General features: G+C 56.6%; 11 protein-coding genes. 8 read left to right on the forward strand and 3 right to left on the reverse strand.

Going from position 1 to position 13756, the window contains the following annotated elements; translation table 11 throughout:
- From JX360_RS06150 to JX360_RS06165, 4 genes are all read left to right on the forward strand, one after another.
- Positions 1-201: hypothetical protein (locus JX360_RS06150; RefSeq protein ID WP_244349768.1), on the forward strand; the 201-nt coding region annotated here is incomplete at its 5' end.
- Positions 202-326: 125 nt separating this feature from the next.
- Positions 327-2138 carry an ABC transporter ATP-binding protein gene (locus JX360_RS06155; protein ID WP_244349769.1) on the forward strand — a complete coding sequence of 604 codons (1812 nt, stop codon included), beginning with the start codon at positions 327-329 and terminating at the stop codon, positions 2136-2138.
- 9 nt (positions 2139-2147) lie between these two features.
- Entirely contained in the window at positions 2148-2669 is a 522-nt protein-coding gene (locus tag JX360_RS06160; RefSeq protein WP_244349770.1) for a PLP-dependent transferase, read from the forward strand.
- On the forward strand, positions 2569-3963 hold the full coding sequence (locus JX360_RS06165; RefSeq protein ID WP_244349771.1) for a malic enzyme-like NAD(P)-binding protein: 1395 nt from the start codon (positions 2569-2571) through the stop codon (positions 3961-3963). The genes JX360_RS06160 and JX360_RS06165 overlap by 101 nt, the downstream gene beginning before the upstream one ends.
- A 79-nt stretch (positions 3964-4042) precedes the next feature.
- Here the strand turns inward: JX360_RS06165 and JX360_RS06170 are convergent, their stop codons facing one another.
- Positions 4043-5098 carry an ABC transporter ATP-binding protein gene (locus JX360_RS06170; protein ID WP_279611292.1) on the reverse strand — a complete coding sequence of 352 codons (1056 nt, stop codon included), beginning with the start codon at positions 5096-5098 and terminating at the stop codon, positions 4043-4045.
- The gene (locus JX360_RS06175; protein WP_244349772.1) at positions 5091-6134 is read right to left on the reverse strand and encodes an ABC transporter ATP-binding protein; all 1044 of its coding nucleotides are present in this window, start codon (positions 6132-6134) and stop codon (positions 5091-5093) included. The genes JX360_RS06170 and JX360_RS06175 overlap by 8 nt, the downstream gene beginning before the upstream one ends.
- A 586-nt stretch (positions 6135-6720) precedes the next feature.
- Here JX360_RS06175 and JX360_RS06180 point away from each other — a divergent pair.
- The 4 genes from JX360_RS06180 (at position 6721) to JX360_RS06195 (ending at position 11485) form a co-directional block, all read left to right on the forward strand.
- On the forward strand, positions 6721-8448 hold the full coding sequence (locus JX360_RS06180) for a peptide ABC transporter substrate-binding protein (protein WP_244349773.1): 1728 nt from the start codon (positions 6721-6723) through the stop codon (positions 8446-8448).
- A gap of 227 nt (positions 8449-8675) precedes the next feature.
- Complete coding sequence (locus JX360_RS06185) at positions 8676-9638, forward strand: ABC transporter permease (RefSeq protein ID WP_244349774.1); 963 nt, start codon at positions 8676-8678, stop codon at positions 9636-9638.
- A 122-nt stretch (positions 9639-9760) separates the two neighbouring features.
- Positions 9761-10690 carry an ABC transporter permease gene (locus tag JX360_RS06190; RefSeq protein WP_244349775.1) on the forward strand — a complete coding sequence of 310 codons (930 nt, stop codon included), beginning with the start codon at positions 9761-9763 and terminating at the stop codon, positions 10688-10690.
- A 123-nt stretch (positions 10691-10813) separates the two neighbouring features.
- On the forward strand, positions 10814-11485 hold the full coding sequence (locus JX360_RS06195) for a DUF1614 domain-containing protein (RefSeq protein ID WP_244349776.1): 672 nt from the start codon (positions 10814-10816) through the stop codon (positions 11483-11485).
- A gap of 28 nt (positions 11486-11513) precedes the next feature.
- Here JX360_RS06195 and JX360_RS06200 read toward each other — a convergent pair whose 3' ends face one another.
- The gene (locus JX360_RS06200) at positions 11514-13607 is read right to left on the reverse strand and encodes a caspase family protein (protein WP_244349777.1); all 2094 of its coding nucleotides are present in this window, start codon (positions 13605-13607) and stop codon (positions 11514-11516) included.
- Positions 13608-13756 lie beyond the last annotated feature (149 nt).

A 13756-nucleotide genomic window follows, 5' to 3' on the forward strand; every position in this document is an offset into this window, starting at 1 on the left:
GCGAAGGTGCTCCGCACCGCTGTCGCGAAGGTGCTCCGCACCGCTGTCGCGAAGGTGCTCCGCACCGCTGTCGCGAAGGTGCTCCGCACCGCTGTCGCGAAGGTGCTCCGCACCGCTGTCGCGAAGGTGCTCCGCACCGCTGTCGCGAAGGGGCTCCGCACCGCTGTCGCGAAGGGGATTAACCCCGTGCTAAGTGACTAGCGTGCCCTTGGCGCAAAGGGCTGTAAGGTGGCAATTGAACCGGGATCCCTTGCCCTCAACGACTCAGGAAACTGGGATCCCTGGTCTATAATCCTGCCAATCCTCCTCCTGTTGCTTAGGTTGCCATGACCAATACCGCTGCTGCTGCTGCCGAGGCTGCTCTGCTGACTGTCGAAGGGTTACGGGTTCTCTTGCCCAGCCGTACAGCTCGGGCCAGCGGGACGGAGTCCTGGGGATCCCCAGTGGTGGATGGACTGTCGTTTCAACTGCAAGCTGGCCAAACCCTAGGCCTTGTTGGGGAGTCCGGCTCCGGCAAAACCATGACCGCCCTCACCCTCATGGGTCTTTTGCCCCCTCAAGCTCAGGTGGAAGGCCACGTGTACTTTCAAGGCCCGCAGGGTCGTGTAGATTGGCTGGCCTTGGATCCCCGGCAACGGCGGCGCTATCGCGGATCCCAAATCGCCATGATCTTCCAGGAGCCGAGTACCGCCCTCAACCCCCTCTATACCTGTGGCCAACAGTTGCGAGAAACCCTGCAGGCCAACACGTCCCTAACCCCAGGGGAAATTCGCTCCCGAGCTGTGCAGCTTTTTGAAGAGGTGCAACTTTCCCCACAGCTGCTGGAGCGCTACCCGCATCAACTCTCGGGCGGGCAAATTCAGCGAGTGGCCATCGCCTGTGCCATCGCCTCCAACCCCAAATTGCTGATTGCCGATGAGCCGACCACGGCTCTGGATGTAACCGTCCAGGCGGAGATCTTGCGCCTGCTGGCCAACCTGCAACAGCAACGACAGATGGCCATTTTGTTCATCACCCACGACCTGAGTTTGGTGGCAGAGCTGGCGGATCAGGTGATAGTGATGTATCGCGGCCAGGCGGTGGAACAAGCCAGCGTCGAGCAGGTGTTTCGGGATCCCCGGCATCCCTATACCCGCGGTTTGTTGGCCTGTCGCCCGGTGTTGGAGCGGCGGTTGCGGCGGCTGCCAACTTTGCAGGATTTTCAGGTGGAGGAGACGCAAGAGCAACCGGGATCCCTGTCGATTGAGCACCAGTGGCGGCAGGTGGAGATTACAGCGGCAGAAGAGGAAGAGCGGCTGCAGCGATTACAGAGTCAGCAGCCTCTCCTGCAAGTGCGCGAGCTAAGAACCCACTATGCCGTGCGGCAAGGACTGTTTCGTCGTCAGGTGGGGGAACTGCGGGCGGTGGATGGGATCAGCTTTGATCTGTATCCGGGAGAAACCCTGGGCTTGGTGGGGGAATCCGGCTGCGGCAAAACCACGCTGGGTCGGACTTTGTTGCGCCTGATCCGAGCCAGTTCCGGCCAGGTCCTCTACGACGGCGATGAGTGGCTCCGCCTGCCACCCCAACGCTTACGCCGGTTACGCCGGGAGATCCAACTGATTTTTCAAGATCCAGTAGCCTCTCTGGATCCGCGCATGACGGTAGGGGAAAGCGTTATGGAGCCGATGTGGCTCCATCGAATTGGGGCCAATTCTGCAGAGCGGCGGAAACGGGCCGAACAGTTGTTTCAGCGGGTAGGGTTGGATCCCGAATCCCTCAATCGCATGCCCCATCAGTTCTCCGGTGGACAACGGCAGCGTATTTGTATTGCTCGGGCCTTGGCCTCTGAGCCGCGCTTGATCATCTGTGATGAGGCTGTCTCCTCCCTAGATGTCTCGGTACAGGCGCAGGTGTTGAATTTGCTCAAAGATCTGCAGGAGGAACTGGGGCTCACTTATCTGTTCATTTCCCACGATCTGAGCGTGGTCAAGTTCATGAGCGACCGCATCATGGTGATGAATCGGGGCCGGATCGAGGAAATCGGCCCGGCCAGCCAGATCTACCAGTATCCGCAGCAGGACTATACCCGCCGCCTTATCGCCGCCATTCCCAAAGGGGATCCGAAAAGACGAACCCACTTACCCCAAACCGGATGACAGGTCTCCATGCACTTTGAAACCCTGGCCATCCATGCCGGACGGCACCTGGATCCCAGCACCGGCGCAGTGATTCCGCCCATTCACCTCTCCACCACCTTCTGGCGGGATCCCTTGCGAACCCTCGCAGGTGCATCCTTGCCCGACTACACCTACACCCGCGAAAGCAACCCCACCCGTGTTGCCCTTGAAGAGGCCCTGGCTCGGTTGGAAGGAGGATCTGCAGCCGCTTTGTTTGCCTCCGGCTCGGCGGCTACGTTGGCGGTACTGCAAACACTGTCCAGCGGAGATCAGGTGTTGCTACCGCAGGATGTCTATTACGGCACCTTCAAATCCGCCCTCAAGGGGAGAGACCTCTGGGTATGCTTGGGTTGGATCCCTCTGGAGATCGCTGCAACCGGATCCAGATTCTGGTCTACTATAGGGAGCTATGACAAAACTCACCCCCAGCTCCAGCTACAGCATTGCCCTCCGCATTCGCTTGCCCAACCAACCGGGAGCCTTAGCCCGGGTGACTCAGGCGATTGCTGATGTGGGCGGTAACCTCAGCCAGATCGATCTCATCCAGCAATCTGCTTCCGAGACGGTACGGGAAATTTGCGTGGATGCTGCTAGCCATGACCATGCCCAACAGATTCGCGCTGCCGTTGGATCCCTGCCGGGGGTGAAAGTGGAACGGGTGGTGGATCGCACCTTCGAACTGCATCGTGGCGGCAAGCTGCGGGTGGTGGGCAAAAGCCCGCTGGAGAGTGCTGCCGATCTGGCGATGGCCTATACGCCGGGGGTGGGTCGGGTTTCCATGCAGATTGCAACGGATCCCGCCTCTGTGTACGAGTACACTATCAAGGGCAATACGGTTGGCATTGTTACCGACGGCAGCGCCGTGTTGGGGTTGGGGGATATCGGCCCAGAAGCGGCCCTGCCGGTGATGGAGGGGAAGGCGGCTCTGTTCAAGCGCTTTGCCGATATCGATGCTTTCCCGCTGTGTTTGGCCACCCAGGATGTGGAGCAGATCGTCGCAACGGTAGTGCATCTGGCCCCTGGTTTTGGCGGCTTTAATCTGGAGGACATCAGCGCTCCCCGTTGCTTTGCCATTGAGTCGAAGCTGAAGTCTCGCCTCACCCTGCCGGTATTTCACGATGACCAGCATGGGACAGCAATTGTGGTGTTGGCGGCGTTGCTCAACGCCTTGAAGGTGGCGAAAAAGCCTCTGGAGCAGGTGCGCATCGTTTTGAATGGGGCGGGTGCAGCCGGTATTGCGGTGATTCAACTGTTGCGCCGAGCAGGGGCCACCCACATCCTCGCCTGCGATCGACAGGGGATCATCAGCCGCTCTCGTACCGATTTAACACCGGAAAAAGCCAGTGTCGCCGTCCCAGAAAGCGGATCCCTATCGGAAGCCCTGGTGGGGGCGGATGTGTTCATTGGGGTGAGTGTGGCCAATGCCCTGACGGTGGACATGGTGAAGAACATGGCCTCCGACCCTATCGTTTTCGCCTTGGCTAACCCAGTGCCAGAGATCCAACCGGAGTTGATCAGCGATCAGGTGGCGGTGATGGCGACCGGACGCAGCGATTACCCGAACCAAATCAACAATGTGCTGGCCTTTCCGGGGGTGTTTCGTGGGGCACTCGATTGTCGGGCCAAGCAGATTAATACCGAGATGTGTGTAGCGGCTTCAGAAGCGATTGCCGCCTTGATCCCCGCTGAGGATCTGGATCGCAACTGGATCATTCCCTCCGTGTTTGATGGACGGGTGGTTTCTGAGGTGGCTGCTGCCGTCATTCAGGCTGCCCGCCAAACGGGAGTGGCCGGGATCCTTTAGCCCTCAATCTCAGCTCTTTTTTTAACTGGTTTAACCGGCTCCTTGTGGTCCCGAGCCTTTGTCTGTCCTTAATTTCAACTCATTTCACCAGATGACAGGCGACAAAATGTCCCCCACCCACATCCCGAAACTCCGGGGGGGGATCCTGACGGCAGGCCTCGGTCACCCAAGGGCAGCGGGTATGGAAGTGACATCCTTTGGGCGGGTTGACGGGGCTGGGCACATCCCCCTTGAGAATGATCCGTTGCCGTTTGGCCTCCACCTCCGGATCCGGAATGGGTACGGCAGACAGCAGGGCTTGGGTGTAGGGATGAAGGGGATTTTGGTAGATGGTATCTCGATCCGCCAGCTCTACTACCTTGCCCAAGTACATCACCGCCACCCGGTCGGAAATATGGCGTACCACGCTTAGATCATGGGCAATGAACAAATAGGTAAGACCAAATTGCTCCTGTAGCGCCTCTAATAGATTCACCACCTGCGCCTGAATCGATACATCCAAAGCCGAGATTGGCTCATCACAGACGATAAAATCCGGGTTCAAGGCCAAGGCCCGGGCAATAACAATCCGCTGCCGTTGCCCCCCTGAAAATTCATGGGGATAGCGATTGATAAAACTGGGGTTGAGGCCAACCACATCCAGCAGTTCTTTGACGCGATCCTGCTGGGCTTTGCCTTTGGCCACGTTAAAGACCGTCAGCGGCTCCCCGATGATCGCTCCGACGGTCTGGCGCGGATTCAAAGAGGCATAGGGATCCTGAAACACCATCTGCATCCGGCGGCGCATGCGGCGCAGCTCTTCTTTGTGCAGTTGCGTCAGGTCAGTGCCCTCAAAATACACATGGCCAGCAGTAGGCCGATACAGCTGCAAAATGGCTCGCCCGGTGGTGCTTTTGCCGCAGCCCGATTCCCCCACCAAGCCCAGGGTTTCCCCCCGCCGCACCTCAAAACTTACCCCATCCACCGCTTTGACGGATCCCACCTGTCGCTGCAGAATCAACCCCCGCAGGATGGGAAAGTGCATTTTCAGGTTTTCGATGCGCAGTAGCGTCGCTGGACTGGAGGGAGGTGAGGTGGGGTTACTGACATTGACAGAGGGGCTTCCCCCACTGGGAAAAGAAGTGGAGTTAACCATTGACTGTCCTCCCCAACGATCCGCTCTCCTCGTTAGCCATGGCAGCGGACAAAAGGTGCTCTTTCCCCTCCGGTTTCACCCAGCAGGCCACCTTATGAGCAGGGCCAACCGGCTCTAGCTCTGGATCTTCGCTCCAGCAACGGTCAATCACAAAACGACAGCGGGCCGCAAACGGACACCCCTGCGGATAATTGACCAAATCCGGCGGCATGCCTTCAATAGGTTGCAGCTTCTCGTGACGACGTTCATCCAGGCGCGGAATGCTCTGCAATAGGCCGATGGTGTAGGGGTGGCGGGGATTTTTGTAAAGCTGATGCAGGGGGGCTTCCTCCATAATCTGGCCCCCGTACATGACCAAGATCCGATCGGCAATACCGGCCAAGAAGGCCAAATCGTGAGTAATCCAAATGATCGCCATGCCAATCTCATCCCGCAGCGCTTTGATCAGCTCCACGATCTGGGCCTGGATCGTCACATCCAAAGCGGTGGTCGGTTCATCGGCAATCAACAACTGCGGGCGGCAGGACAAGCCCATGGCGATCATCACCCGCTGCCGCATCCCGCCCGAAAACTGGTGGGGGTAGTTGTCCACCCGTTCGGCTGCTGCCGGGATCCCGACCATTCGTAACAATTCAATGGCCCGTTGCCGTGCTTGATCGGCGCTCATGCCCAGGTGTAACTGCAAGGATTCGGTAATTTGCCGGCTCACCCGTAGGACAGGGTTCAAGGAGGTCATGGGATCCTGAAAGATCATGGCGATTCGGTTGCCCCGAATGCGCCGCATTTCCGATTCTTTCAACTTGAGCAGGTCTTGGCCCGCAAACAGCACTTCACCCCCTGTAATTTTGCCGGGAGGCGTGGGGATCAAGCGCATGACCGAGAGCATACTGATGCTTTTGCCGGAGCCAGATTCCCCGACAATGCCAAGGGTTTCCCCTTCGTCAACATGAAAGCTGGGGCCATTGACGGCATGTACCACCCCATCTTGGGTATAAAACCGTGTCTCCAGCCGCCGTACTTCTAACAATCGCGCCATGCCATCGGGATCCCTGCTATACAGATTCTTTTAAGTTTTTTAAGTGGATCATCTCAGAAAAAGCCAGTCAATCCTGAATGATTCAGACATAAACTAAGTTCACCCTCCGACTGACCTCAATTTTGGCAAAAGTTGCAACACAGATTCCGACCCTAACCGGAAATGAGCAATGGGAAGAACCTTAACACACGGCCAGAAAGGCAAGCCGTATAGGCAGGCACACAAAATTCTTGATCTACAAAAGCTGGCATGCCACACCTGCAAGGAAAAATCAACCCATCTCTACGATTTGTTGACAGAAAAATCTTAAGAGGGAAAGAAGCTGCGCCCCGGAGCCCGCCTAAGATTTGTCATACTGTGTAACGAATTACAGAAAAATCGAACCCAGCTGCTACCGTGTTTCGATGGGAACTTGAAGGGGTTGTGGACTGGGGCGAGCATCCAATAAGGCCGAACTCAATTGGGCTGCAAGGCGGGAACTTCACCTGGCTCTTCACCAGTCAAGGTCTCAAATCTGCTGGGATGATTCGGTTGTCGTAGTCTCAATCCCCTGATTTGGTTGTCGCTTAACAAGAGGTAAGCATAGATGTCTTTTAAACGTCTGAAGATGCAGCTGGTCAAGCTGCGGCTTTTGTTGATCCCACTGTTTGTAGTGGGTGGTTTGCTCGTCCACCATTGGGTGCCAGCCCAAGCCCAAGCGGATGACACATTGCGGTTGCTCTACTGGCAAGCCCCAACCCTGTTGAATCCTCATCTTTCCACTGGTACCAAAGATTTTGAGGCCAGCCGCTTGGTATACGAACCCTTGGCCAGCTTCGATGCCCGTGGGGAAATGGTGCCTTTTCTGGCTGCCGAAATTCCCAGTATTGAAAATGGCGGTGTTGCAGAAGACTTAAGTTCGGTTACCTGGAAGCTCAAGAGTGGGGTTACCTGGGCCGATGGCGAACCCTTTACTGCCGATGATGTGGTCTTCACCTACGAATACATCTCCAACCCGGAAGTCGGAGCCATTACCTCTGAATACTATACCGATATTGCATCCGTAGAGGCTTTGGATCCCACCACAGTGAAAATCACCTTCAAAGAGCCGACGGTGGCTTGGTTTGTGCCTTTTGTGGGGACCAATGGCATGATCATTCCCAAGCATATTTTTGAAACCTACAACGGACCCAATTCCCGTGAAGCGCCTGCCAACCTGGCCCCGATTGGTACTGGGCCCTACATCACCGAAGATGTGAAACCGGGGGATGTGATCGTCTACGTGGCCAACGAGAACTTTCGCGAAGAAGGCAAACCCTTCTTTAAGCGGGTGGAACTCAAAGGTGGCGGGGATGCCACATCGGCAGCTCGGGCGGTGCTGCAAACCGGGGATGCTGACTACGCCTGGAACACCCAAGTGGAAGCAGCCGTGCTGACCCAGTTGGAAGCGACTGGCATTGGTCGAATTGTGCCCAAGCCTGGCCCTAACATGGAGCGGATCGTCATCAATTTCTCGGATCCGAACGTGGAGCGAGATGGGCAGCGCTCCCACAAGGATGTGCCGCATCCGTTCTTGACGGATTTAAATGTGCGCAAGGCCCTGAGTCTAGCGATGGATCGTCAAACCATTGCCGATCAACTCTACGGTGTGGCCGGGACTCCCACCAACGACTATGTGCTCTCGCCGGAGAACCTGCGGGCCAATGCTCCTTGGGAATTTAACCTAGAAGAGGCGGCCAAGCTGCTGGATGAAGCCGGTTGGGTGGACAGCAACAACAACGGCATCCGCGACAAAGATGGGGTGGAAATGCGCATGGTGTTTCAAACCTCCGTCAATCCGGTGCGCCAGAAAACTCAGGAGATCATCAAGCAAGACTTGGGCAAGATTGGCATTGACCTGGAGCTGAAGAGTATTGATGCCAGCATCTTCTTTGACAGTGAGCCCAACAACCCCGACAACCTCGGTCACTTCTACGCCGATTTGCAGATGTACACCACCGGCAATGACAACCCGGATCCCACCGGTTACATGCGCCGTTACATCTGCGAAGAGATCGCCCAAAAGGAAAACAACTGGTCGAGTGCCAACGATTCTCGCTACTGCAACCCCGCCTACGACGCCATGTATGCGGAACTGGTGGCGATGACCGATCCAGATGCACGGGATGAACAGGTCAAGAAGATGAACAACTTCCTGACGGTGGAGGATGTGGCGGTGATCCCGCTGATTGACCGAGCTAGTCCCGCAGCTGCTGCCAACAGCATCGAAGGGATCGACCTCACCCCTTGGGATCTGGAACCTTGGAATATCAAAGATTGGACTCGTAAGTCTTAATCCCAGGGCAATCAGCCCTGAGAGCACCCAAGGGATCCCTTGCCTCCGTCGGCCATCAACGGGATCCCTTGCCTTTTTTCTCTTTTGTAAACCTTTTGTCAACTGCTCGGTTTTTCTGGTTTTTGCCGATAACCCCAGATGTTTTTCTTTAACGGTTTGGATCAACGACCTGAACTATGATGGCGGTGCTTTTGCCCCTCTCCTGACCTACCGGTTTTACGGATCCCATGACTCGCTATCTGATTAACCGTCTGTTCATCTCCATCCCCACCTTGTTGGCCATTAGCATTGTGGTTTTCGCCATTCTCGCCTTGGCCCCTGGTGATCCGATGGCAGAATTTGCCACCAATCCCGCCATTACTGCCGAAGTACGGGAGAACATTCGCCGCTCTTTGGGGCTGGATCAACCGATTTACATCCGTTATGTGAAATGGCTGTGGGCCTTCCTGCGCGGGGATATGGGTTTTTCTTTTAATAGCCGGAGCCCGGTGGTGAACTTGATTTTGCAGCGGTTGCCCACCACTCTTTGGGTTGTCGGTACGGCTTACCTCTTGGCTGCCTTGCTGGCAGTGCCTTTGGGGGTGATCTCCGCATTGAAGCGCTACACTTTTTTTGATCAGGTGGTGACGACCTTGGCCTTTGTCGGGTTTTCTTTGCCCACGTTTTTTACTGGCATTTTGTTCATCATTATCTTCAGTGTGCAACTGCGCTGGTTCCCGTTTATCTACAACAGCACCCTGCGGGTTACTGATTGGGCCAGTTTTGTGGCCCAGGTGCGGCAGTCAATTATGCCGGTGATGGTTTTGGTGTTGTTTCAGGCGGCAGTGCTGATGCGCTTTGTGCGGGCCTCGATGCTGGAGCAAATGAACCGGGATTATGTGCGTACCGCCAGGGCTAAGGGGTTGCGGAACTTTGTGGTGGTGAATCGGCATATTTTGCGCAATGCTCTGATTCCGGTGGTGACGCTGGTGGCTTTGGATATTCCCACCGTGTTTACCGGGGCGTTGGTGACGGAACAGATTTTTCGGGTGCCGGGTATCGGTGCGCTGTTGGTGGATTCCATCTTTCGGGGGGATACACCGGTGGTGATGGCGATTACTTTTATCTATGCCATTCTGATCGTGATTTTTAACTTGGTGGCAGATATCCTCTACGGCATTCTGGATCCACGGGTGCAATATACGCACTAATATCCACGCTAATTTCGCTAATTTCAGGGATCCGGATCCCGGACTTCATGGCTGGATTAGATTGCTTTCGGATCGCTGGGTTCGTTGTGACGCTTTGAACTTTTGGATGAGAGATTCTGGATATGTCGGCTTCTATCCCTGCTCCTTCCCAAGCTGCCCAACCAGAACGTCCACCGCGTACGTTGTGGGGGGATGCTTGGCGACGCTTTCGGCGGGATAAGTTGGCCCTGTTTGGGGCCGCAACCCTGGTTGTTATCGTTTTAGCCTGTGTGTTTGGCCCGCTGGTTTATACTGCCTCCCACAGCCAGATCGATTTCTCCCGTGCCCAAATGCCCCCCAGTTGGGCTCATCCGTTTGGCACCAATGATCTCGGGCAAGATGTCTTGGCGCGGGTGCTGCGGGGGGGGCGAGTGTCGCTGTCGGTGGGTATGACCTCGATGTTGGTGGCGATCAGCGTGGGTACCTTGATCGGGGCGATATCGGGCTTTTATGGGGGCTGGTTGGATGTGGCCCTGATGCGCTTTACGGATTTGTTTTTGTCGCTGCCGCAGTTGCCGGTGTTGTTGATGGTGATCTTTCTGTTCCGGGAAACCTTGCGACGGTTGGCGGGGCCGGAAACCGGGATTTTCATGCTGATGGTGCTGGTGATCGGTAGCCTGAACTGGATGTCGGTGGCGCGGCTGGTACGGGCCAGTTTCTTAAGTGTGCGGGAGATGGATTTTGTCTTGGCGGGGCGGGCGATTGGGGCTCCAGCACATCGATTGATCTGGGTACATATTTTCCCGAATGTGCTAAGCCCGGTGATCGTGGCGGCCACCTTATCGGTGGGAACGGCGATCATCACGGAGTCCACCCTGAGTTTTTTGGGGCTGGGCTTCCCGCCGGATGTGCCCACTTGGGGGAGGCTCCTTTATGATGCCCGCGATTACCTGGAACAAGCGCCCCACATGGCTCTTTTCCCCGGTTTGATGATTTTCTTGACAGTGCTGAGCATCAATTTTGTCGGGGATGGCTTACGGGATGCCTTGGATCCGCAAATGCGGCAACGGTGAAGAAGAGATCCTGATAGGCTGGAGGTTAAAGGGCTTCCGTCTCGGATCCCACGCATTTCTGTTTTTTAAGTCTTTTTGTCTTTATTATTGACAAACCGGCCTGCTGCAGAAGGGATCCCGACGATGTTTTACCTGCCTGTCTCACTGCTGTTGTTTGTGGTGCTGGTGCTGCTGCTGCCTCTGTTGTGGTTGGGGTTGGCGGTGGATGTGGTGGCGCTGGCGGTGGCCAAGCTGGGCTTTTCGCGGGATGCGGCCTTACTGTTGCTGGTTGCGGTGCTCGTCGGTAGCCCGATTAATATTCCCCTCTACCGGGTGGAATGCGAAGTGACGGTGGTGGAGGATTTGGCCAGCCTATGGATGCGACAGTTTTGGGGGATCCCGTTGGTGAAAATGCCGCAGGAGACGGTAGTGGCTTTGAATGTGGGTGGGGGATTGATCCCGGTGGTTTTGGCTCTATATCAATTTGGCCGGGCCAATGTGGCTTTGATCCTAGCGGTTTTGGCACTGGTGACTGTGGTCAGCTACTTTGCCTCCCATGTGGTGCCGGGGATTGGCATTCAGATGAATCCTCTGGTTGCCCCTGCTACAGCGGCGTTGGCGGCTTTTTTGATCGCGGGGGAGGAAGCTCCAGCTGTCGCCTTTGCCGGTGGCGTCTTGGGAACCGTGATCGGAGCAGACTTGTTGCATTTGCCGGAGGTGTTGCGGCGAAATTGTTCCGGCATTCTCAGTATTGGCGGGGCAGGCGTCTTCGATGGGATTGCCCTTTGTGGCCTGTTTGCCCTGCTGTTGAGCTAGGGGCAAGCGCAAGGAACTCTACCCCAAATCACACCAACGTATAGGTGAGGGAGAGGGTCAGGGATTGGGCGGGATCCAACCACCACAGGTCAGGATCACCGGAGCCAAGAGACTCAGCCGCGCGGGTGGTCAACTCCTCCATCAAGATGTGCGTCCATTCCAACGGCCCATTGAGCAACATCGGCGAACGGGTTACCCCCAGTTTGCGAGCCATGCTTTTGAGCGCTTCCAGGCTGGCCTGTAGAGGGCGAGTGCTGGCCACAAACAACAACTCTGTCAGCCCCTGGGGGTTACAGGTTAACAAATCCGAGCTGCCTGGGGTGGTACGCAACTCACCCTCAGTTTCGGGTAAACGGGGCAAAACCAAGGTGTTTTGGGCTTCCAGGCGCAGCGGCAGGGTGAAGTTATCTTGTGGCATTGGGGCCAACAGGTGCAGTTGCCCGGTCGGGTCTGTCATCAACACATAGCCGAACAGATCTTGCTCACCGTTGTTGCGCAGCGTTAAGCGCAAGGGATCCCCCCGCATAAAGCGTTGCATCCCCAGTTCAACGGGGGTAGAGGTCACCGCCTGAGTAAAGCGTGCGGCCAAAGAGGGGGCTTTGTCTTTGGATGCTAACTCTGCCACAACCGCCAAGGGAGAACTGGCAGCATTGAGGGTGGTTCGTAACCGTTTGGCAGCTAGCAAATGGGCAAGACGGGGAACCAACCGTTGTACCGCCACGGCTGCAGCTTCCCCCACCGGCCCACAGGAATCCAGGAGCAATTCTCGCCCGGGCCAGAAGAGGCTATAACTATTCACCTGCAGGGGTTTGGGCAGAGTATCCGCCTGAAAAGCGGCGGCCATTTCCGGGGTAATGCGGCCCAACAAGCAATCCACCTGCCGTTCGTGGGGGTTGGCGGTTTCCATCCAGCTAAAACTGGCAATGGCATTGGTGATGTCCACCTTTTCGATGCGGCCCAGGTTGTCTTCCAGGCCCACCAAGAGCTTGAGGTTGTTGGAAATGGCGCGCAGGTTTTCCCGCAAAGGGGTGCCCACAGGAGGAAACTGCCCTTCGGGGGTAGAAAGCTGCACCTGAGCCAACAAGCCGCTCCGAGACCGAAGCACTAGCGGGGTCGGTGTCTTCGCTGCTTCCTGAGAAACATCGGCAGAAATAGGGGTTAACAGTGTGCCCGGTTGCAGACCGCACAATGCCGCCGGTGGGATCCCGCCCAACCACACTTGCGCCCGGTTGCCTTTCACGTCTTGAATCACCCCACTCACCCCAGACTGAGTCAGGTTGAGAAAGTAGGGGGGAATGCGCCGAGCCGTTTCTTTGCCTTCTAAAGTGGGCCGCTGACAGGCAAACATACCCAGTTCCCGCCGACTGGACACCTGATTAAAGGCCACTGCCAGCCGAGTGGCAGGTGTGGTTTCCCAAAGGTACTGGGTGAGCAGATAAGTCAGCACTCCAGCATAGAATCCGGGCCAACTGGCCTCAGCCGCCAAATCTTGAGGAGTCGTGGCGGTAATCAGCAGGCCCTTGGGGGGAGCAGGCCAAACCCGCTGCGGCTCTGGAACACTGCCGATAGATGGATGAGCTGAAGGGGAGGATCCGGATCCCTTCACAGCTGCCACCGGACGAGCCCGCAGTTGCCAGTTACCGCGCACCGAGGGAGCAGTATGGGTAAAGCCACAGTCCAGTAGGGTGGTGAGCTGGGCCGTCCCCAACCCTTCTAGCAGATGGAAAAAGTGTTCTAAAGGGATCGCTGGCATCCCGGTCGAGGCTTCTGATCCTGACAGCAACAGCGCCGGTTGCCAACGATGGTCGGATCCCGCTAACCACTGCCCATGACCGCTAAAATGCACGACAACGGTTTCGGCAGTCCGACTTTGGCCTCCCAGATGCTCAGCAAAGGCAGACTGGATCCCACTCAAGGTAGCGGCTCCATCCGTCAGGGTGAGGATTTCGGGTGGGGCAAAACCGAAGCGATGCAGAAGCAACTCCCGTTGCAACTCCACATCCATCAGGCACCCCTGCAACAGGGATCCCTCACCGGGATAGCGGTTAATGCCGATCAGCAGCGCCAGTTTGCGGGAATTGGCCGCCAAAGCTTGCCCGTAGCGCTCAGACTGCCACGCCATCCAGCCTGGGGGCACACCAAGACTGGCAGCAACCAGGAGCAATTTTTGAAGAAAAGACCGCCTTTCCATGTTGACCTTCAGGCCCAGCGGCTACCCGATTGGTGAGCCACGGCTGAGCTTTAGACTGGATATCTGTCGCTGCCTAGTTT

Source organism: Thermostichus vulcanus str. 'Rupite' (genome assembly GCF_022848905.1).
Classification (GTDB): Bacteria; Cyanobacteriota; Cyanobacteriia; order Thermostichales; family Thermostichaceae; genus Thermostichus; species Thermostichus vulcanus_A.

Excerpts from the sequence above, each read along its gene's own strand:
- JX360_RS06155 (WP_244349769.1), top strand. The coding sequence starts at position 327 with ATGACCAATACCGCTGCTGCTGCTGCCGAGGCTGCTCTGCTGACTGTC.
- JX360_RS06160 (WP_244349770.1), top strand. The coding sequence starts at position 2,148 with ATGCACTTTGAAACCCTGGCCATCCATGCCGGACGGCACCTGGATCCC.
- JX360_RS06165 (WP_244349771.1), top strand. The coding sequence starts at position 2,569 with ATGACAAAACTCACCCCCAGCTCCAGCTACAGCATTGCCCTCCGCATT.
- JX360_RS06170 (WP_279611292.1), bottom strand. The coding sequence starts at position 5,098 with ATGGTTAACTCCACTTCTTTTCCCAGTGGGGGAAGCCCCTCTGTCAAT.
- JX360_RS06175 (WP_244349772.1), bottom strand. The coding sequence starts at position 6,134 with ATGGCGCGATTGTTAGAAGTACGGCGGCTGGAGACACGGTTTTATACC.
- JX360_RS06180 (WP_244349773.1), top strand. The coding sequence starts at position 6,721 with ATGTCTTTTAAACGTCTGAAGATGCAGCTGGTCAAGCTGCGGCTTTTG.
- JX360_RS06185 (WP_244349774.1), top strand. The coding sequence starts at position 8,676 with ATGACTCGCTATCTGATTAACCGTCTGTTCATCTCCATCCCCACCTTG.
- JX360_RS06190 (WP_244349775.1), top strand. The coding sequence starts at position 9,761 with ATGTCGGCTTCTATCCCTGCTCCTTCCCAAGCTGCCCAACCAGAACGT.
- JX360_RS06195 (WP_244349776.1), top strand. The coding sequence starts at position 10,814 with ATGTTTTACCTGCCTGTCTCACTGCTGTTGTTTGTGGTGCTGGTGCTG.
- JX360_RS06200 (WP_244349777.1), bottom strand. The coding sequence starts at position 13,607 with ATGGCGTGGCAGTCTGAGCGCTACGGGCAAGCTTTGGCGGCCAATTCC.